19 protein-coding genes and 2 pseudogenes are annotated in these 19,544 nt (G+C 69.3%); 11 read left to right on the plus strand and 10 right to left on the minus strand.

What is annotated here, in order from left to right; all coding sequences use genetic code 11:
* The 3 genes from P8T65_RS31675 to P8T65_RS31685 are packed head-to-tail and all read left to right on the plus strand — an operon-like array spanning position 1 to position 3,382.
* A complete protein-coding gene (locus P8T65_RS31675) occupies positions 1-351 on the plus strand; it encodes a helix-turn-helix transcriptional regulator (protein ID WP_316723386.1) in 351 nt (116 codons plus the stop codon).
* The gene (locus tag P8T65_RS31680) at positions 348-2,777 is read left to right on the plus strand and encodes a site-specific integrase (protein WP_316723387.1); all 2,430 of its coding nucleotides are present in this window, start codon (positions 348-350) and stop codon (positions 2,775-2,777) included. Before P8T65_RS31675 ends, P8T65_RS31680 begins: the two co-directional genes overlap by 4 nt.
* Positions 2,774-3,382, plus strand: a complete 609-nt coding sequence (locus tag P8T65_RS31685) for an AAA family ATPase (protein WP_316723388.1) — start codon at positions 2,774-2,776, stop codon at positions 3,380-3,382. Before P8T65_RS31680 ends, P8T65_RS31685 begins: the two co-directional genes overlap by 4 nt.
* 112 nt (positions 3,383-3,494) lie before the next feature.
* On the opposite strand, the gene P8T65_RS31690 is transcribed toward P8T65_RS31685, so the two are convergent.
* The 6 genes from P8T65_RS31690 to P8T65_RS31715 all read right to left on the minus strand — a co-directional run bounded on the left by P8T65_RS31690 (position 3,495) and on the right by P8T65_RS31715 (position 8,620).
* Positions 3,495-4,214: a transposase family protein gene (locus tag P8T65_RS31690; RefSeq protein WP_316728606.1), complete on the minus strand. Its 720-nt coding sequence runs from the start codon at positions 4,212-4,214 to the stop codon at positions 3,495-3,497.
* 496 nt (positions 4,215-4,710) lie between these two features.
* Positions 4,711-5,730: an NADPH:quinone reductase gene (locus P8T65_RS31695; protein WP_316728608.1), complete on the minus strand. Its 1,020-nt coding sequence runs from the start codon at positions 5,728-5,730 to the stop codon at positions 4,711-4,713.
* Positions 5,731-5,759: 29 nt separating this feature from the next.
* Positions 5,760-6,653, minus strand: coding sequence for an aldo/keto reductase (locus P8T65_RS31700; protein WP_316728610.1), 894 nt, complete (start codon positions 6,651-6,653; stop codon positions 5,760-5,762).
* Complete coding sequence (locus P8T65_RS31705; protein WP_316728611.1) at positions 6,650-7,207, minus strand: TetR family transcriptional regulator; 558 nt, start codon at positions 7,205-7,207, stop codon at positions 6,650-6,652. The genes P8T65_RS31700 and P8T65_RS31705 overlap by 4 nt, the downstream gene beginning before the upstream one ends.
* Positions 7,208-7,399: 192 nt before the next feature.
* Positions 7,400-7,975 (minus strand): class I SAM-dependent methyltransferase, encoded by a 576-nt coding sequence (locus P8T65_RS31710; RefSeq protein ID WP_316728612.1) that lies wholly within the window; start codon positions 7,973-7,975, stop codon positions 7,400-7,402.
* 33 nt (positions 7,976-8,008) lie between these two features.
* Positions 8,009-8,620, minus strand: a complete 612-nt coding sequence (locus P8T65_RS31715) for an MFS transporter (protein WP_316728613.1) — start codon at positions 8,618-8,620, stop codon at positions 8,009-8,011.
* Positions 8,621-8,866: 246 nt separating this feature from the next.
* Between P8T65_RS31715 and P8T65_RS31720 the strand changes: the two genes are divergently transcribed.
* The 3 genes from P8T65_RS31720 to P8T65_RS31730 are packed head-to-tail and all read left to right on the plus strand — an operon-like array spanning position 8,867 to position 11,510.
* Positions 8,867-9,703 carry a CPBP family intramembrane glutamic endopeptidase gene (locus tag P8T65_RS31720; protein ID WP_316728615.1) on the plus strand — a complete coding sequence of 279 codons (837 nt, stop codon included), beginning with the start codon at positions 8,867-8,869 and terminating at the stop codon, positions 9,701-9,703.
* A complete protein-coding gene (locus tag P8T65_RS31725; protein ID WP_316728616.1) occupies positions 9,700-10,854 on the plus strand; it encodes a histidine kinase in 1,155 nt (384 codons plus the stop codon). The genes P8T65_RS31720 and P8T65_RS31725 overlap by 4 nt, the downstream gene beginning before the upstream one ends.
* Positions 10,851-11,510 carry a response regulator transcription factor gene (locus tag P8T65_RS31730; RefSeq protein ID WP_316728617.1) on the plus strand — a complete coding sequence of 220 codons (660 nt, stop codon included), beginning with the start codon at positions 10,851-10,853 and terminating at the stop codon, positions 11,508-11,510. The genes P8T65_RS31725 and P8T65_RS31730 overlap by 4 nt, the downstream gene beginning before the upstream one ends.
* A gap of 588 nt (positions 11,511-12,098) precedes the next feature.
* On the opposite strand, the gene P8T65_RS31735 is transcribed toward P8T65_RS31730, so the two are convergent.
* From P8T65_RS31735 to P8T65_RS31745, 3 genes and pseudogenes are all read right to left on the minus strand, one after another.
* Positions 12,099-12,881 (minus strand): transposase, encoded by a 783-nt coding sequence (locus P8T65_RS31735; protein WP_316731799.1) that lies wholly within the window; start codon positions 12,879-12,881, stop codon positions 12,099-12,101.
* Positions 12,876-13,772 (minus strand): annotated as a pseudogene (locus P8T65_RS31740) (ISAs1 family transposase); the annotation flags it as partial. The gene P8T65_RS31735 and the pseudogene P8T65_RS31740, both read right to left, overlap by 6 nt.
* Positions 13,773-13,868: 96 nt before the next feature.
* A complete protein-coding gene (locus tag P8T65_RS31745) occupies positions 13,869-14,792 on the minus strand; it encodes an NmrA family NAD(P)-binding protein (protein ID WP_316728618.1) in 924 nt (307 codons plus the stop codon).
* 103 nt (positions 14,793-14,895) lie between these two features.
* Here P8T65_RS31745 and P8T65_RS31750 point away from each other — a divergent pair, with 103 nt between their 5' ends.
* Positions 14,896-15,450: a helix-turn-helix domain-containing protein gene (locus P8T65_RS31750; RefSeq protein WP_316728619.1), complete on the plus strand. Its 555-nt coding sequence runs from the start codon at positions 14,896-14,898 to the stop codon at positions 15,448-15,450.
* A gap of 201 nt (positions 15,451-15,651) precedes the next feature.
* On the opposite strand, the gene P8T65_RS31755 is transcribed toward P8T65_RS31750, so the two are convergent.
* The gene (locus P8T65_RS31755; protein ID WP_399101027.1) at positions 15,652-16,062 is read right to left on the minus strand and encodes a winged helix-turn-helix transcriptional regulator; all 411 of its coding nucleotides are present in this window, start codon (positions 16,060-16,062) and stop codon (positions 15,652-15,654) included.
* A 264-nt stretch (positions 16,063-16,326) separates the two neighbouring features.
* On the opposite strand from P8T65_RS31755, the gene P8T65_RS31760 reads away from it, so the two are divergent.
* From P8T65_RS31760 to P8T65_RS31775, 4 genes and pseudogenes are all read left to right on the plus strand, one after another.
* Positions 16,327-16,962, plus strand: a complete 636-nt coding sequence (locus tag P8T65_RS31760; RefSeq protein ID WP_316728621.1) for an NAD(P)H-binding protein — start codon at positions 16,327-16,329, stop codon at positions 16,960-16,962.
* Positions 16,892-18,064: an NmrA/HSCARG family protein gene (locus P8T65_RS31765; protein ID WP_316728622.1), complete on the plus strand. Its 1,173-nt coding sequence runs from the start codon at positions 16,892-16,894 to the stop codon at positions 18,062-18,064. Before P8T65_RS31760 ends, P8T65_RS31765 begins: the two co-directional genes overlap by 71 nt.
* A 223-nt stretch (positions 18,065-18,287) precedes the next feature.
* Positions 18,288-19,031: an SDR family oxidoreductase gene (locus P8T65_RS31770; protein WP_316728623.1), complete on the plus strand. Its 744-nt coding sequence runs from the start codon at positions 18,288-18,290 to the stop codon at positions 19,029-19,031.
* Between the two features lie 295 nt (positions 19,032-19,326).
* Positions 19,327-19,482, plus strand: a pseudogene (locus P8T65_RS31775) (response regulator); the annotation flags it as partial.
* Positions 19,483-19,544 lie beyond the last annotated feature (62 nt).

The raw sequence follows: 19,544 nt of genomic DNA on the forward strand, positions 1-19,544 counted from the left end.
ATGGCCGCCAAGCTCGATTACCACTGGCACCTGCGCAAAGTCATGGCGGACCGCGGGATGTTCTCTACCACCGACCTCATCCCTCCGCTCGCCGAACGCGCTATCAGCCTGTCGTCGAGCCAGGTCTACCGGCTCGTCGTCGAGCGACCGGAGCGACTGAGCCTGAAGATCCTCATGGCCCTGCTCGACATCCTCGACTGCACCATGGACGACCTCATCGAGCCCATCGCGGCGGCGGGCGCCGTGAAGAAGCCGAAGAAGGCAGCCTCCGGCGGCTCGGCACCCAATACGGAGGGACTTGGCGGGCTGCGGCCAAAGCGGGCCCGGATCAGGGGCGTTGACCGGTCATGACCACAGCGGACCAGCTCGATCGCGCCGTCACCGACCCGATCGGCCTGATCACCGACCTCGTCGCCGACGTCGAGAACGATCTCGACAGCGAGACCATCCGGACCGTGGTCACCTCGGTCGCGGGCGGCCGCGCGAAGTCGCGGAACGTGGCCAAGAACCTGGCGATACGGCCTGCCGTCCTGACCGACGGCCGCTCTCCGGCGCCCCGGGCCGTCGGCGATCTGCTCATCGAGCTCCGCAAGGCCGGGGCATCGGCGATCGCACCGCCGGTCTGCGCCGAGTGCGGCAAGAAGCTGCGAACCCTGCACCGCAAGGGCCAGGACTGGTACTGCTCAGTCTGCGGTCAGGAGAGGGCCGAGTGCACCACCTGCGGCAACATCCGACGCGTCGGCTTCCGGGACCGCAAGGGCCTGCCCCGCTGCTCGATGTGTCCCGACCACGACGACCGTGATCCCGTCACCGTCGTCCACGAACTGATCACCACGATCGCCCCGGGCGCCGACCGTGACGCGGTCGCCGAGGCCCTCCGCCGGACGGCACCCCACCGTCCCCACTATCGCCAGCGAGTGGTCTGGGCCCTGGAGGACAACCCGCGCCTGCTGACCGGGGAGGGACATCTTGCACCGCAGCGCGCCATCCTGAAGTTCATTGACCTGCTGCACGAGGCTGGTGTCGCCGGGATCGTCCGGCCCGCCTGCCCTCGCTGCCGCCGGGTGGTCCACATCGACAAGCCGCTGGACGGGCAGCGGGTCTGCCGCAACTGCATCGCCAAGTCCCGCTTCGAAGAATGCGTACGCTGTGGTGCCCGGCGCGAGCCGGCCACCCGCGACGCCGAGGGGCGCCCGCTGTGTCCGAGCTGCCTGGTCAGGGACCCGGCGAACCTGGAGACCTGCATCGTCTGCGGCGAGTCACGCATGGTCAACTCCCGCACCGCAAACGGGCCGATCTGTCCGAACTGCCGTCCCTTGCCCGAACTGCTCTGCTCGATCTGCGGCCGCACCGCACCCTGCATGCTCTCGAAGCTCACCGGCCTGCCCCGCTGCGGCGGCTGTGACAGGCGCCAAGCTCACTGCACTGTCTGCGGACGAATGCGTGGCATTCACTCCGGCACCGCCGACGCCCCCATCTGCGGCCCCTGCACCACACCGGACGCTGAACTCTGGCGTCCATGTCCGACCTGCAAACAAGCCGAGCGGCTGCACGCGCCGGGTCCGTGCCCTCGCTGCACACTCAAGCATCGGCTCCACGAGATCCTCAGCGACGGCACCGGCTCTATACCCCCGAAGCTGCAGCCCCTCCACGACGCCCTGGCCAGCGCTGAACGGGCCGGCACCGCGATGCGCTGGCTTTCCAAGGGCATTGTCTCCACGGTCCTGTCCGATCTCGGCTCCGGCCGCCGTCCCCTCACCCACGAGGCCCTGGACGAACTGCCTGAAGACAAGGTCGTCGAACACATCCGCAGTGTTCTCGTCGCCACCGGCGTCCTACCCAGTCGGGACGAGCAAATGGTCCGTCTCGAACGGCACGTGAAGAACCTCGTCGCCTCCCATACGACGGCCGAGGGACGGAAAGTCCTGCACCGGTACGCGACGTGGCACCTCCTGCGCCGGCTTCGCCGTCGCAGCCGCGGAAAAGAGATCACGCACTATCAGCTCACGGTCGCGCGACAACATCTGCGGGCGGCCGTCTATCTCCTGAACTGGCTCGAGGACCAGAACCTGACCCTTGCCGCCTGCCGACAGACCGACCTCGAACGCTGGATGACCAGCGACGACGTCCGCCTTCGCCAGGAGGCAGGCCACTTCGTGCGCTGGGCCCTCGCCCAGAAGATCGCCCGGGATCTCAGCTTCCCGGCCGAGCGATGGAACGGCCCCTCCCAGGCGATGGACAACGAAGCCCGCTGGGCCACCGCCCGACGCCTGCTGCACGACGACACCCTCAAGCCCGAAGACCGCCTCGCCGGCCTGCTGTTGCTCCTCTATGCCCAGTGGCCCGCGGCGATCTCCCGGCTCACCGTCGACCACATCGAGGAGACCGACGCAGCCGTCCGCATCCGCCTCGGCGCCGTCCCGGTCGAACTTCCGGCACCCGTTGCTGAACTCGCCCTCCAACAAGTCGCGGTCCGCCACAGCCATGCCGTCCTCGCCCGAACAGACTCACCCTGGCTCTTCCCCGGAGGCCAGCCCGGCCGCCCGATCAGCGCCTGGGCCATGGGCGAACGACTCCGCAAACTCGGCATCCGGCTGGCGGAAGCCCGCTCGACCGCACTCTTCCAGCTCGCCACCGAGCTGCCCGCCGCGGTCCTCGCCCGCACCCTCGGCATCGACATCACCGTCGCCGTCAAATGGCAGCGAGCCGCCGCCGGAGACTGGGCTGCCTACGCCGCTGATGTGAGCCAACGAACCAAGGAGCATCCGGCCCCATGATCCCGACCACTACCGACCAACCTGCGAACCGCAAGCAGCCCACGGCTACCGGACCGACCACGAGCCAGGAGATCTACCTCATCACCGGAATCCCCGCGGCGGGCAAATCGACGATCGCCCAACTGCTGGCCGAGCGGCTCCCGAGGTCAGTGCACGTGCGCGGAGATCTGTTCCGGCGCATGGTGATCAACGGCCGAGCCGAGATGACTGCCGACCCGTCCGAGGAAGCAGTACGACAACTCCGGCTGCGTCATCAGCTGACCGCACAGACCATCGACAGCTACTTCGAGACCGGCTTCACCGTGGTCGCCCAGGACGTCATCCTCGGAGAACACCTTGCCAGGATGATCGCGCAGATCCGCAGCCGCCCTCTCCACGTGATCGCCCTCACCCCACACCCGGACGCCATCGCCGCACGCGACACCGCCAGATCCAAGACCGCCTACGACGCGTGGACCATCGGCCCCCTCGATCACGCTCTGCGGCAGGAGACACCTCGCCGCGGACTCTGGATCGACACCTCCGAACAGACCCCCACCCAGACCGTCGACGAGATCCTCGCCAGAGCCCCGGGAGAGGCACGAATCGAGCTCCGCAACACGTGATCCGCCAGGCATTCGGACACTTCCAATACCCGACTCCACCGTTACACGCCGATCTTGCCCTCAAGGAACAGGCACGCGCCCGCACCGCGCCGCTGGACACCGCACCAGGACGCTACCGCCCATCCGACACCGTCATGGCATTCCTCGAAGCACTGTGACTATGCCGACCTGCTGTCCGGGGACGCCGCTGCCAGCCCCGCCACCGGACAGCAGATCGGCATAACCCACAGGTCTGCATAAGATGCCTTATGCCGATGTCGGCATAAGGCGTCGGCGGTGACGGTAACCCCGGCCAGGTCGAAGGGCGCCAGTAGCACGGCGAAGCAGGTGATTTCGTTGGTCTTGTCGGGACCCGTAGCTGGGTGACGGTACGGCCGTCGCCGGTCATCGCGGCCAGCAGGTGGGCGGCAGGCGTGTTGTTGTGCCGGGAGCCGCGTGCGGCCTTGCCGTCGACGGCCACCGAGTCCGATCCCGCTGGATCGGCTCCGGTCAGGTCGGCCAGGCCACCGGGGCAGACCAGGCTGATAACCCGCCGGATCGCGGCGGCACTCGGAGCGACGCGCACGCCCAACACCCCCACCACCCGAGCGCCCAGGCGGGACAGAGTGTGCTGCGGAGCGTTCGCGGACCACTGGCCGATGGCCGCATACGAACGCGCGCCGGCGACCACCGCCGAGGCGGCAACCAGCAGGACCGCCACGAACGGGTGACGCACCCCTCGACGCCGACGCGGATCCGGCAGCACCCGCAGCCGCTCGACCAGCGACAATCCCGCCACGCCTTCCACAGCGGGCGACTTGATCAGGCAGACGGTGGCAGACTGGCGACACATCGAAGCTCCGGTGGTGCGAGGTGACTTAGGAAGGTCACCCCGTTCAACCGGAGCTTCGATGCGTTCGTGACGGCTCGGCCCGTACTCCTCGCACCGCCGCGACCTGCGGACTCACACGATCACTGGGACTTTGCAGTGAACCTGCCAGCGCAAGGCCGACGAGCTCGACCGCGGCCTGGACGCCGAGCTCACCGCCATGGACCCGCTGTGGTGCCTGGACTCCGACTGGAACCGCTCCTACCGCCGGATGCTCGGCTACCTCGCCGCCGGCAGCACCGTCACCGGCCCGGTCAACCGCACTGGCCTGGGCGACGACCCGTCCTTCCGGCCCGGCGTGTGGCTGCGCAAGCAGGCGAAGGCCCCGCACCAAAGGGAAGCTGACCAAGCAACAGACCGCGCTCCTGGACGCACTTCACGCTGCCGAGGCCGCCGCTGGCTGACAGCGCCGGTCCGGGGCGGGATCTGCCGTCACGGGGAGGTGGGGCGCACTGTGGCGTCAGGACGTGATGTCCACCACGACCTTGCCGACTGTGCCGCTCTCCACTGCGCGGTGCGCGTCGGCGGTGCGGTGGAGCGGGAAGCGGGTCAGCGGCAGGCCGTGTTCCTCGCCGACCGGGAGGGCGCCGTCGCGGAGCGCGGCGGCGACGTCCTCGGCGGCCGCGGCGCGCACCTGCGGACCGGCCGTGTAGAGCACCAGGAACTGGAGGCGCGTGTTGAGCACCAGATGGCGCGTCACGTCCAGTTCGACCGGCCGACCGCCCTCGTTGGCGTAGGTGGCGATGGTGCCGCGCGCCCGCAGCACGGCCAGGTCCAGTGCGAGGTTCGCGCCGAGCGCCACCTCGGCGACGAGGTCGACGCCGTCCGGGGCGATCCCGCGGATCTCGGCGGCCGGATCCCCCTCGCGGTAGTCGACCACGTGGTGGGCGCCGGCGGCAGCGGCCAGCCGGGCCTTCTCCGGTCCGCTGACGGTGCTGATCACGGTGGCGCCGGCCCAGCGGGCGAGCTGGATCAAGGCGTGCCCGACCGCTCCGGCCCCGCCCGCGGCGAGCACGACCGCGCCGTCCAGCGCCCCGGGCCGCAGTCGGCGCGGGCCGTCCTCGGCGACGGTGAGCGCGCGGTGTGCGGTCATCGCGGGGACACCGAGCGCGGCGCCGACGTCGAAGCCGGCCTCGTCGGGCAGTGGCACGGCCAGCTCGCCCGGTACGACGGTGTACTCGGCAGCGGTGCCGGTGGGCCGCCCGGCGGCAGCGAGGTACAGCCAGACCCGCTGGCCGACCCGGCCGCGGTCGACGCCCGCGCCGACGGCGTCGATCACACCGGCGCCGTCCAGGTGCGGGGTGACCTCGGAGAACTGCTTGGTGCGAGCGGGGCCGGAACGGGCCTGCAGGTCCGTCGGGTTGATCCCGGACACGGCGATCCGGACGCGAACCTCGCCGGGGCCGGGTACGGGCAGGTCACGGTCGACGAGCTGGAGAACGTCGGGGCCGCCGTGGTCGCGGTGGATGATGGTTTTCACGATTCAGTCCTTGTTTTCGGGGATGCCGGTCAGCCGATGGGGACTTCGGCGGAGCGGGACTCGATGGCGTCGAGGGCGGCCAGGGTGGCGGCGTCGAACGTGATCGAGCCGGCCGCCGTGTTGGCCTGGAGGTGGGCGGGGTCGGCGGTGCCGGGGATGAGCAGCACGTTCGGCGCGCGGTGCAGCAGCCAGGCAAGGCCGACCTGGGAGGGCGTGACGCCCAGGGATTCGGCGACGGCATGCACCACCGGTTCGTCGCTCGCCTTGGGCAGGCCCGGGAAGGACCCGCCGAGGGGGAAGAACGGCACCCAGGCGATGCCCTCTGCCGCGCACAGCCGCAGCATGTCCTCGTCGTCGCGGGCGACGATGCTGTACGCGTTCTGCACACAGGCGATGCCGGCCGGCAGGGCGCGGCGAAGGCCGTCGAAGGTGACGCAGCTCAGGCCGATCGCGCCGATCTTGCCCTCTTCGCGCAGCGCGGTCATCACGTCGAGCTGGTCGTCGAGGTCGACCACCTGGTCGCCGTGCGGGCGCAGGCCGGGGCCGGAGTCGAGGCGGCGGAGGTTGACCACGGGGAGCCGGTCCACGCCGAGGGCGCGCAGGTTGTCCTCGACACTGGCGCGCAGCTGTTCGGGCCGCTGCGCGAGACGCAGCGGCATCGGCCCGCCCGGGTCGGGGTCGGCGCCGACCTTGGTGACGACCAGGACGCCGTCCTCGGGGCGCAGCGTCTCGCGGATGACCTGGTTGGCGAACCCGAAGCCGTAGAACTGGGCGGTGTCCACGTGGTCGACGCCCAGCTCGACCGCGCGGCGCAGCAGTGCGACGGCCGCGCCGCGGTCGCGGTGTAGGCGTTCGAGCTGGAGGGCGCCGTAGCCGACCCGGGCGACAGTGCGGCCGGCGAACGGAGCGGTCAGGGTGGTCATGGCGCGGTCTCCTGGGCCGGTGACTGCAGGGCGGTATACAGCAGTTGGGCCAGGTAGAGGCTCTGCACCCGGTGGGCGATCGGGGTGGCGCGCTCCTGAGCCTCGGCCGACTCGAGGTGTTCGACCTTGACCAGCCAGGCGGTGACGCTGTCGTGCACCATCGCGCGCATCCGGTCGATCGTGTCGACGACGATGCCGTGGATGGCCGGGTTGTTGGTCGCCTCGCCCCAGGTCTGCACGCCGACCCGGGCTTCGACCGGGTCGATGCCGGCGATCAGGCGGGCGAGCAGTTCGTCGGGGTCGGGCGGGGTGTCGCTCCCGGCGTACTCGCCGAGGACCTCCGCGCGCTTGGCGAGCACCGCGTGGGCCGAGGCCTGAACCAGCTCGGCCTTGTTGCGATAGTGGGCGTAGATCGAGCCCGTCGACAGGCCGGACTCGGCCGTGATGTCGGCGATCGAGGTCCGCTCCAGGCCGTTGCGGCTGAAGCAGCGTACGGCGGCCTCGGTGATCTGGGCGCGCCGGAGTTCCTTGCGTGCGTCGGTGAGTCGAGGCACCACACCTCCTGCAAAAAGAATCACGGTTCTGCTTGTGGGGCACTATACAGAACCGCTGTTCTGTTTGTCGCGCGGCCGATGTGGCGGGGATCATGTTTCGGAGAAGACCTGCGGGCCGGCCCGGGCGTCTAGGAGGCGGCGCTGCACGAACTGGACGAGGAACGCCTCGTCCAGCTGGGAGGGTCACCCCGTTCAACCGGAGCTTCGATGCGTTCGTGACGGCCCGGCCCGTACTCCTCGCACCGCCGCGACCTGCGGACTCATACGATCACCGGGACTTTGAAATGCCCCTGGCGGGCGAGGCATGGCGGTGTCCAGGTCGCTGGGGTGGTGGCCGATGATCACCAGGTGTCCTTCGTGGGCGACCCGGGAGGCGAGGGCGGCGAAGACAGCGCGTCGCAGCGGGGAGGGGAAGTGGAGGAAGGAGGCGGTGACCAGGTCGCAGCGGGGCGCACCGTTGTCGGGCGTCCAGGTGCGGATGTCGGCCTGCTGCCAGGTGAGATGGCTGGCCAGCGCGGTCGGGGTGTGTTCGGCTGCGCGGGCGAGGGCCTGAGCGGAGAAGTCGGTGCCGGTGACGTGCCAGCCCGCCTGGGCCAGCCAGATGGCGTCGGCGCCCTCACCGCATCCCGCCTCCAGCGTCGTCCCGGGCGCGAGCGCGGTCGCTTCCTCGACAAGAGCGGGGTTGGGCTGCCCGCTCCACAGTGGGTTGGGGTGGTTGTAGCGCTGATCCCAGAATGCGGCTTCGTACCGTGGGTCGGTGTCACTCATCGGGGCTCTCCAGGTCTGGTCGGTCAGGGGTGATCATGCGGAGGTGGTGTCGGGGGCGGGGATGCGGCGCGCCCAGAGGCCGAACAGGAGCAGGCCGACCAGGGGGAAGGCGGCGTTGGCGAGCAGCGTCGTGCCCAGGCCGTTGTCCAGGCCGCCGGTGGCGGACAGCACGCTGGTCAGGACGGCCAGGCCCATGCCGCCGCCAAGTTGCTGCAGGCCCTGGTTGAGGCTGGCGGCGGCGCTGATGTGCTCGGCTGGGGCCTGGTGCATGATCATGGCTGTGACGGGGGCGAAGGTGGCGCCGGCGCCCGCACCGAGCAGGATCGAGGGCAGCAGCACCGTGGCGATCGACGTGTTCGCGTCGGCGTCGGCGGCCACGAGGGCCATCCAGGCGATACCCAGCACCAGCCCTGTAAGACCCGCGCTCCCGATGACGCGCTCACCAAGTCGCGGCAGCAGCCGAGGGGTGAGCTGGTTGGTGGCGACCAGGCCGAGCGTAAAGGGCACCAGAGCAAGGCCGGTCTGGATCGGGGTGAAGCCCAGCACCTGCTGGGTGAGCAGGGTGGTGAAGAACAGGAAGCCGACCTGTCCGGCCGGGATGACGAGCATCGACAGCAGAGGTACGTACGGAGCGCCAGAGGCCACCCTGCTGAGCACAACACCCAGTGAGACCGCCGCACACAGGGAAGGGTTGCCCTGGCAGATCGGCCCACGCCAGCACCAGGTTGAAAGCTCGGTCGAAACAGAAGACTTAGTTTCGGCCGTGGGGTCTGTCCCCCGTGCGAGCTACGCGCAGGTGTCCACTGTGTGGTGACGATCTCGGGCCGCCGAATCCCTAGCGTTCAGGGCAGCCGCGGCGCTCCGGCCGCGGATCTGGCGGAGGGATTTTCCATGAGGCTGGTCTGGCAGTTCGCGGCCGTTGCGGCGGTCGCGTTCATCGGCGGTCAGGTTGTTGCCGCGGTGCAGGGGAACGCGTGGCTCACGCTGGTCTTGGGCGTTCTGACCGCGGTGCTCGCCGTGCGTGTCTACGGGTGGGTGGTACGGCGGACCGAGCGCCGCCCGGCCACGGAGGTGGCCCGGGAGGGAGCCAGGGCCGCGTTCGGTCGAGGCGCGCTGATCGGTGCGGCGTTGTTCGGGGCCGTCATGGTGAACCTCGCCTGGCTCGGGGACTACGAGGTCCGTGGTCTGGGGTCGGTGAGCGGCGCGGTGGGGCTGGTCGGGTTCATGGCCGCCGCCGCTGTCACGGAGGAACTGCTCTTCCGCGGCGTCCTGTTCCGGATCGTGGAGGACCGCGTCGGCACGTGGGTCGCGCTGACACTGACCGGTGTGCTGTTCGGCCTGGCGCACCTGTTCAACCCGGACGCCAGTCTCTGGGGCGCCCTTGCCATCGCGATCGAGGCCGGCGGCATGCTCGGCGCAGCGTACGTGGCCACGCGCAGCCTGTGGGTGCCGATCGGCCTGCACTTCGGCTGGAACTTCGCCGAGTCCGGCCTCTTCAGCACCGAGGTCTCGGGCAACGGCACCAAGCAGGGCCTGCTGGACGCCACAACGTCGGGCCCGCAGCTGCTCACCGGCGGCCACTTCGGCCCGGAGGCAAGCGTGTACGCGCTGCTGTTCTGCGTGCTGGCGACGATCGCATACATGCGGCTGGCCCGACGACGCGGCCATCTGGTGCCCCGCCGCCGGAAGGCCGCCCGGATTGACGCGACCGCTACAGTTTCCCGGTGATCGCTCTTCGGCGGGTCCCGGACGTCTGGCGACGATTCGACGTCACGGTCCAGGACCTCCCACTCGGGCTGCTTCTCCTCGCCGTATCACTCCTGCCGGCGTTCCAACGACACGGGACACAGCTCGGCGGCGTGCCGGACCGCGCCTTCGACGCGGGCGCCGCCATGACCCTTGTCCTCGAATGCCTCCCGCTCGCCGTGCGCCGGCGGTGGCCGGCCGGCTGCCTCGCCCTGGTGTCGCTCGGCTTCGCAGCCGACCAGCTGCGCGGTTACCACCTGGTCGCGGGCACCGCCCTGCTGGTCGCGCTGGTGAGCACGGGACTGCATCTGGAACGGCATCGACGCGCCACCGTGCTGCTGTTCTCCGCGGCGTACGTACCGCTGGCCCTCGCGCTCTCCCGGCTCGGCTCGGGCGAGCCCGTGAGCGGGTTCGTGACCTTCTACCTGGTACTGACCCTTGGCTGGGGCGCCGGGGCGTGGCTGCGCTCCGCCCGGGCCGCGGAGGCCGAACGCCGCCGCCGGGTCGCCGAGGACACGCGCGCCGCCGAACGCACCCGTATCGCCCGCGAGTTGCACGACGTGGTCACTCACCACGTGACGGCGATGGTCGTGCAGGCGGAGGCGGCCCGCTATCTCACCGCCGCGCCCGACCGCCTCGACCAGGCGCTGACCGCCGTCACCGACACCGGCCGGCGGGCCATCACCGACCTGCGGCACCTGCTCGACCTGCTCAACCCCGACCACCACGCCGAGGCAAGGACACCGCCCGTCGGCAGGCTGCTCACGCTCGTCGAGCAGACGCGCCGGGCCGGGCAGCCGGTGGAGTTCACCGAGGAGGGCACGCAGTCCGAGTCGACCGGCAGCGCCGACCTCGTGGCCTACCGGGTCGTACAGGAAGCCCTGACCAACGCCCTCAAGTACGCTCACGGCAGCCGCACTTCGGTCCAGGTGCACCACGGCACGAAGGAGATCACCGTGGAGGTCAGCACAGACGGTTCCAGCTCGCGGGCCGCGTCCCCCGGCGGCAGCGGGCGGGGCCTCGCCGGCCTGCGCGAACGGGTCGACGTCCTCGGCGGCGACTTCAGCGCACGCGCGGAGACGGACGGCGGCTTCGTCGTCCAGGCACGAATACCTGCGGGGAGCCCGTCGTGACCACGCCGATCCGGGTCCTGGTCTGCGACGACCAGATACTGATCCGCACCGGACTGGTGACGATCATCGACGCCCAGCCCGACCTCGAGGTGGCGGGCGAGTGCGGCGACGGTCAGGCCGCGGTCGACCTCGTGGGCCGGCTGCACCCGGACGTCGTGGTGATGGACGTACGCATGCCGGTGCTCGACGGCATCGAGGCCACCCGACTGCTGGCCGGTGCCGGGGTGCCGCATCCCGTCAAGGTGCTCGTGGTGACGACGTTCAACCTGGACGAGTACGTCTACGAGGCGCTGCGCGCGGGGGCCAGCGGCTTCCTGCTCAAGGACGCGCCACCGGCCCAACTCCTGCACGGCATCCGGACCGTGGCGACGGGCGCGGCGCTGCTGGCCCCCGAGGTGACGCGCCGGCTCGTGGGCAGGTACGCCGCCCGGATCCGCCCCGCCGAAGGCACCCCGCACGACATTCCGCTGACCCCCCGCGAAATGGAGGTCCTCCGCCTCATCGCGGACGGGCTCTCCAACAGCGAAATCGCCGGCACGCTCGTAATAAGCCAGGAGACCGTCAAAACCTTCGTGTCCCGCATCCTCACCAAACTCGGCCTCCGCGACCGCGTCCAGGCAGTCGTCTACGCCTACCGCCACGGCCTCGTCACCTGACCCGTCCCAGGGGCGGCGGAACGTCAGGGGCACAGTGGGCAGTACACGCTGCCCGGGATCGTCCGGATGCGCACCAGGTCGTATTTCCACTCCCCGGAACAGGAAGTGCTGCAGCCGGTGCGGCCCGGGATGGTCGAGGGCTGCACGGCCTGGGCGTCAACGCTGATGCCGGGCTCCGGCGCAGTGGATCTTCCAGGTCGGTGCTCCGGAGGATGAGCGATAGGCCAGGGCTGCTGCACTACACTGCCACTACGCGGCTGACCTGCGATAACGGTCACATGCTCCGCCCCGGGTGCAGGGGACGTGAAGCCCTTGTCGCCTCAATGGACGTGCGTAGCTCCAAGGTTCGTATCCTCCGCTCCTGCCAGCGAAAGTACGGCTGGCGGCTGGCGCAGCTGCTCCGTGCGGGGCCTTCCGGGGAACCAAGGGGAACGCCGGGGGAACGGAAGGACCGAGAAGGATCGAGAAGGCCCCAGTAAGGGCGAGACGCCGCACGGCACCTGACCGGAAAACTCGAGGGTTCGACGGGCATGGCGAGGTAGCCCCTGGAGCTGTGCCGCCGGGGTTGAGGGGCGGTGCGGTCGTGTGTCAGGCGCCTGCCGGGGTGAGGGTGACGTCGTGGCCGAGGGCGGTGAGCTGACGGACGAGGTCGCGGGTCTTGCGGGCGGGATCGAGGTTCTTGGTGTGCCAGTCGGAGCCGAGGTCGCGGTAGCGGGCGGTGGGGTCGTTCATAAGGTGCCAGACCGTGACCAGGATGGAGCGTGCGACGGCGACCAGGGCTTTGAGGTGGCCTCGGCGTTTGACGATGCGGCGGTAGCGGGCGCCGGGGAAGGTGTCGGTGCGGGCGGCGGAGACGGCGGCTTCGCCGAGTGCTCCGCGCAGCCAGGAGTTGCCTTTGCCCGCGGGTCCGGAGGTGTTTTTGGGGCCGGACTGGAAGGTGCGTGGGGACAGGCGGGCCCAGGAGGCCAGGCGGTCGGCGGTGGGGAACACGCTCATGTCGGTGCCGATCTCGGCGAGGATGACCTGGGCGGTGGCCGGTCCCACGCCGGGGATCTCGTCCAGGCGCTCGACGTCGGTCAGCGGCATCAGCATGCCCTGACCGGGCCGGTCGTCGTCCCTGTCACCGCCCCTGTCGTCGGGGGTTGTGGACAGGTCGGCCAGACGGGTGGTGATGCGGGCGGTGAGCTTGTCGATCTGCAGGGTGAGGTGGTCGACGGTGTCCAGCAGCATCCGCAGCATGAACGCGTGGTGTTCCTCGAATCCGCCCGCCAGTGCCTCTTGAAGGGCCTGAGGGCTGGCCTTGATGGTGCCGTGTGCCAGGTCGGCCAGGGCCCTGGGGCTGCGTTCGCCCGCGGTCAGGGCTTCGAGCATGGCGCGGCCGGAGACCCCGAAGATGTCGGAGATCACCGAGGACAGTTTGCGGGTCCTGATCTGGGACTTGTCTTCGCCGAAGACGACATCACGCACCCAGTGGACGGTGTTCTCCACGGTCCAGTGCCCGCGGGCCCAGGCGGCGATCTCGGCGGCGGATGCCTGTTCGGCGGGTAGGTCGGTGATGGCGTAGACGGTCTCGCTGGACCATTTCTTCGCCCCGTACAGGCGGCGTCTGCGCTGGATGCGCAGGACCTGGCGGGCGTGCGGGAAGAGCAGGCCGTCGACGGTGACGACCTGTACCAGGCGCTGTTCGTGGCGGCCGTGGCCGCGGGCGTCGTCACGGTGGATCACCGGGACCTCTTTCCAAGGCAGCCGGTGGAGTCGGCGGGCCTGACTGCGCTGGTTGTTCTTGATCGTGAGAAGGTGGTGGGCGCAGCGTTTGCGCAGGTAGGCGGCGTGGGCGTGCTGTGCGTGGAGAGCATCGGCGGTGACGACCGCCCCGGCGAGGTGCGACAGCCCCACTTCCCTGGCCATCGACCGCGTCGACCAATGCGTGGCGTCCTTAGGCGTGGCCTCCAGCGTCTTGACGACCACTTCCTCGACCTGCTCGTCGGTGATCTTCCTGGGGCCGCCCGGACGCGGCTCGTCGGTCAGGCCCTCCAGCCGGTCCTGCACGAACCGGGCCCGCCACCGGCTCACCGTATGCGCCTCCACGCCCAGCCGGGCCGCAACGTCCTTGTTGGAAGCGCCCGTTGCACTCTCCAGCACAATCCGGCACCGCAGAGCCAGCGCCTGGGAGGACGTCCGGCGTCTCGCCCAACGTGTCAACGTCTCGCGCTCGTCATCGGTCAGCACCAGCTCGGCCTTCGGCCGTCCCGTCCTCGCCACCCGGCCATCATGCCGAACCAGCCCCCGACTTACGCAGCGAGTTCTCGACTCAGGACACTAGCCCTCCTGACGGACCAGGCGAGACCCGGGGCCGGGTCAGGCGGTGGGCCGCATGTGCGCCTGCGCCCATTCCTCGAAGCTGGTGAGTGGGATGCCGAGGTCCCTCGCGTACTGCGGGCGGGCTGGCTGGCCGGCCACGTTCAGCCACTCGTGGGTGGCGCCCATCGCCGGCATTCCGGCGGCGAGGGCCTCCTCCTCGGTCATGTCCGGCGCGGACAGTTGCGTGCCCAGGGCGCGGGAGAGAACCTCGGCGATCTCCGTCATCGACAGGTAGTCGCTCGCCAACTCCAGTTCGACCCCGCCGAATCGCTCCGGCCCGGTGATGGCCGCAGCGGCTGCCCTGCCGATGTCGTCCACCGCGACCAGGGACAGCCGCGTCTCAGGGTTCAGAACGCTCACCAGGCCGCCCTCGATGCCACGTGGGAACAGGAACGCCATGGACGGGAGGAAGTTCTCCATGAAGAAGCCCGGCTTGAGGAGCGTCCAGTGCGGGAATCCGGCCGCGCGGACCTGGTCCTGGATCGCGCTCTTGGCGCCCAGGGTGGGTTCCATCGAAGCCCAGCGGCCTTCGGCCCAACCGGGAGTTTCGGTGTGCTGGCCGGCGCCGGTGACGGATGTGTGCACGAACTGCGGCACTCCGGCGGCCTTCGCGCCCTCGATGAGGTTGGCGCCCTGGGCCACCTCCCCTTCGAAATCGAAGCCTTCCGCGGTGACGGCGGGCATCTGCACGGAGAAGACGGCGCAGACGCCCTCGGCGGCCCGGATCACGGAATCGCGGTCGTGAAGGTCACCGGTGACCAGTTCGGCGCCGAATGCCTCGACGGCCTTGGCCCGGTCGGTGCCTGCGTCGCGCATCAGGGCGCGGACGGGAACGCCCGCCGCGAGCAGTGCGCGGGCGGTGGCTCCGCCCTGCCTGCCGGTAGCGCCGGTGACCAGGACGGGTGCGGGATCTGTGGACATGGCGCTTCCTCGGGTTGCTCGCCGATTAAACGGCGAGCCACGCCGTTTATGCTCCGCTACGATACGGCGGGGCCCGCCACTTATCAATCCTGGAGGTGATGCCATGCCCGAGCATCAGCGTGCGGACGCCCGACGCAACTACACGCGCATCCTCGCCGTGGCCGAGGAGGAGGTCGCTGCCCATGGCGCCGACGCCTCCCTGGAACAGATCGCCCGCACCGCGGGGGTCGGCTCAGCAACCGTGCGCCGACACTTCCCCACGCGCCGCGCACTGTTGGAAGCAGTCTCCCGGAAACGGATCGAGGCCCTGTGCGTCCGCGCCCATGAGCTGACCGGCAAGGGCGACAGCCGGAACGCGCTCCTGGAATGGCTCGATGACGTCGTCGCCTACTCCGTCTCCGCCCGGGGGCTGGCGGCCGCACTGGCCTACGACGGCCCGGTGCACGAGAACAGCTGCTCGGCGGCACTGGAAGAGGCGGCAGGTCCACTGCTGCGCCGCGCAGTGCAGGACGACGCGCTGGCGACAGGCGTCACTGTCGCCGACCTGATCACGCTGGTCGTCGGCATCGCCCTGGCCACGGAACACCACCCCGACCCCGCCGCCCAGGCGGACCGGCTGTTCCGGCTGGCCGTGGCGGGACTGAGTCCGCAGAGCTGAACAAGACACACAACCGGCAGAACCGAGAACGGGCACACACCATTCACGGCGCACTCAGCACTGAAGCGACGCGCTCGCAGCGTTCGTCGGCCATGATCCGCCGGACAGGACCCTGACCGGCTCCGCCGGCGGCAGGCTAGGCGGCGTGCCCGTCGGATCGTTCGACGAGCACGCCGCGTTCGAAGCGGGCTCCGTTGAGTGTCAGCTTCGAGCGCCCACCGTCGGCGACTCGAGGCCTTGGCTTCGGTCGTGCTCCGCACGGGCGGATGCGATTTCGGCGAGGTGGTCGCTGCTCCATGCGATGAGAGGAGCGGCTGCGTGGAGCAGGCTGGTGCCGAGGGGGGTGAGCCGGTAGGTGACGTGGGGCGGCATGACCTCGTGGACGGTGCGGGTGAGGATGCCGTCTCGTTCGAGGCGCCGCAGGGTGACGGTCAGCATGCGCTGGCTGACCCCCTGGACAGCCCGTTTGAGTTCGTTGAAGCGGCGAGGTCCGTCGTTCAGGTTGGACACGACGTAGAGGGACCACTTGTCGGCCACCAGATCCAGTGCTTCACGGACGTCGCACACCTCGGTGTCGGCGGGGCTTTGGCGGGCGTTCACGGTTACCTCCATGAAACCGGGCACGCGAATGTGCCTTATTGACCTCGTTATGGGCTGATCGCAGGATAGTTCAGCACGGTTCCTCTGAGGAACCGTGCTGAACACATGTAGCTGTGCGCTGGATTTTGTATGCCTCAGTCGCATTGTTCGAGCGGCGACGTTCACAGGCAGATTCTGCTCCCGTGAAGTTGTCCGTGATCCATTCCCCTTATTGAGTGGGATGTCGGTCCGTAGTCACATCTCTGATTGACTACCGAGCAGTGAGTTGAGGCAAGAATGAGAATCGTCGTATGCGGCACCGGTTTCGTCGGCAGCGCTTTGGTGCGGGAGTTCACCGTGCGCGGACATGAAGTGACCGCCGTCTCGCGGCGCCTCAAAACCGGTATTCCGGAGGGCGTCACCCAAAGCGTCGGCAGCGTGCATGACCCTGCCTTCCTCGAGGAGGTAGCCGCCGGTGCGGATGTCCTTGTTTCGGCGCTTCCGGCCATCGCCGACGGCGGCGGACTCGATACGGGCGTGGCGGCTCTTCTCCGACGCGCCGGGGAGACCGGGGCGCGCCTCGGAGTGGTCGGCGGCTCGGCGGTGCTCCCGCTGTTCGAGGGCGGGCCGCGGCAGGTCGACACCCCTGGATTCCCCGCCTGGCTGCTTCCGCGTGTCGAGGTGCACGCGCGAACGCTGGGCGTACTCGATGCGGCGCCTGAAGGTATCGATTGGTTCTGTCTCGTCCCGGCGGCAGATTTCGGCCCTCACCGACCGGGCGTGCGCACGGGTTCCTACCGTACGAGCGCCACTGCACAGGTCACCGATGAAGAAGGGCACTCCGTGCTCGGAGTGGAGGACTATGCCATCGCTTTCGCCGACGAGATCGACACCCCGAGAATTCGTCGCGCTTGGCTCGCCGTCGGCTATTGATCCAGCATCGATCGAGCGGTTGCCCGACCCGTCCAAATTCTTGATATCCGGGGTCCGGGCTGCTCTATCTGTCTTTTCTGTCGTTTCTGTCAATCCAAATTTTGAGAAGGGTAAGCAAGTCATGACCGATAAGAAGATCATCGCAGTGGTGGGGGCGACCGGCTCGCAGGGAGGCGGCCTGGTGCGCGCCGTCCTGGGCGACTGGAACGGGCCCTTCACCGTACGGGCTCTCACCCGAAATCCGGACTCGGCGAAGGCCAAGGAGTTCGCCGCGCGCGGTGCCGAGGTGGTCCGGGTGGATCTCGATGACGAGGCGAGCCTGCGTGCCGCGTTCAACGGCGCTTACGGCGCGTTCGTCGTCACCAACTACCGTGAGCAGCTCACTTCCGAGCAGGAAGCGGCTCGCAGCCGTGCACGGAGGGAGCTGGACCAGGTCAGCAATGCGGCGCGTGCGGCCAAGGCCGCCGGGCTCAAGCACGTCGTGTGGTCGACGCTGGAGGACACGCGTCCGCACTTCGCGTTCCTCGGCAGCGATGTCCCGACCCTCGAAGACGGCTACAAGGTGCCGCACCTCGACGCCAAGAACGAAGCAAACGCCCACTTCACCGCGTTGGGTGTGCCGACAACCTTCCTGGAGACATCGTTCTTCTACGAGATGTTTGTCCTCGCCGGGCTGAGCCCGCGTCGCGGGGCGGACGGTCAGGCGGTGCTCTCCCTGCCGATGGGAGACAGCACTATGGCGCTCGTGGCCGCCGAGGACATCGGTCGTACCGCTCACGGCATCTTCCGGGCCGGAGCCCGGTTCGTCGGCCGCACGGTGGGGCTGGCCGGCACTCACGCCACCGGCGGTCAACTGGCCGAGCTTTTCGCCAAGGTGCTCGGCGAGCCGGTCGCCTACCGGCCGATGACCCACGACCAGATGCGCAACGCCGGATTCCCGGAGGCCGAGGAGCTCGGCAACATGTTCCAGTTCTTCACCGAGGCCGCCGTGACGTTCGTCGGCAACCGCGATCTCGACTTGGTCCGGACGCTCAACCCGCGACTTCGGACGCTCGAGGACTGGCTGATCGACCACCGTGAGCAGCTGAAGTCCGCTCTCTGAGTCCACGCCCGGTTCCGCAGGCGACCGCGCAACGAACTCCGCCGGCTGCACGCCTCTCAGAGGTGTTGCCGTGCCGACTGCCCGTCGCCCTCGCTCTGCCGCCGGCGGGGCTGGGCTCTCTTCCCGAGGGCCGATGCCCTCCCCGACGAGGTGGGGCGCGCGGCAAGCGCACGCCCGCCATTCCACCGACTTCTCGATCCGCAGCAGTACAGGAGGATTATTCATGTCCCTTGAGTTGAAGGGTAAGACCGCCCTTATCACCGGCGCCACTGCCGGCATCGGCCGGGCTGTCGCGAGCACACTCGCGGAACTCGGAGCAGCCGTCGTCGTGCATGGCCGCGCTGCCGAACGGGGATCCTCGGTGGTGGAAGAGATTAGCGCGGCCGGCGGAACCGCTCGGTTCGTCGCTGCGGACCTGGCCGACCCGGATGCCGTACACAAGCTGGCTGAGGCGGCCGGACCGGTCGACGTGCTGGTGAACAACGCGGGCGTCTTTCAGTTCGGGCCGATGCTCGAAGCCACTGCCGAAGCGTTTGATCTCCACATGGCTGTCAACACCCGCGCACCGATGCTGCTCGTCGCTGCGTTGGCGCCCGCGATGGCCAAGCGTGGCTTCGGAGTGGTCATCAACATCACCACCGGTGCCGTGTCCACTCCTGTGCGCGGTGGTGGGGTCTACGTTTCCTCGAAGGTCGCCCTCGACTACCTGACGCGTGTATGGGCCGACGAACTGGGCCCCTCGGGCGTACGCGTCAATGCTGTGGCCGCGGGCCCGACCCGTACCCGAGGTATGCAGGCACGCGGAGCCGACCTGGCCGACACGCTCGGCAGAACGACTACAGCCCTCGGCCGCGCCGCCGATCCTCGTGAGATCGCCGAGGTGGTCGCTTTTCTGGCATCCCCTCGCTCTGGTTACGTCACGGGAGCGGTCGTCGAAGCTCGGGGCGGCGCACCCGCGCATTCCTGAGCCTCACTGGCGACGCAGGCGGGATCGGCGGCGACGGCCGGGCCCCTGTTCCCCGCGGGGCCCGGCGAGCAGACGACCTCGCCCAGCGTCTTGTGAACCATCGGCCTCGTTGCCACGCATCTCGAAGAGTGGTTATGTGCCTGACTCCGGGGGCTCTGGCACGAATTCCGGTCCTTGTTCGTCGACGAACAAGGCGGGCGTAGAAAGAGGGCTTCCACGTTGAGCGTCCGGCACGGCTCCGAGCTGGTGTGGCCTCGCTCAACATCGCCGCGGCCACCCGGGGGCGGCGCACCAGATGGTCATCACCGACACCGCGGACGTCCAGGTCGTGGGCGGAGCCGGAAACGACACCGAAGCGGTCCGGCTGACCGGGGAACTCACCCCCGACGTAGTGGTGATGGACATCCGGATGCCCGGCATGGACGGCGTCGAAGCCATCCGTCTGATCACCATCCCAGGTCAGGAAGGCACTTTCGCGATTCCGCCTCGCCAGCCGCCAAACCCAAGGGAAAC

Origin of the sequence: Streptomyces sp. 11x1, from assembly GCF_032598905.1 — a bacterium.
GTDB lineage: Bacteria > Actinomycetota > Actinomycetes > Streptomycetales > Streptomycetaceae > Streptomyces.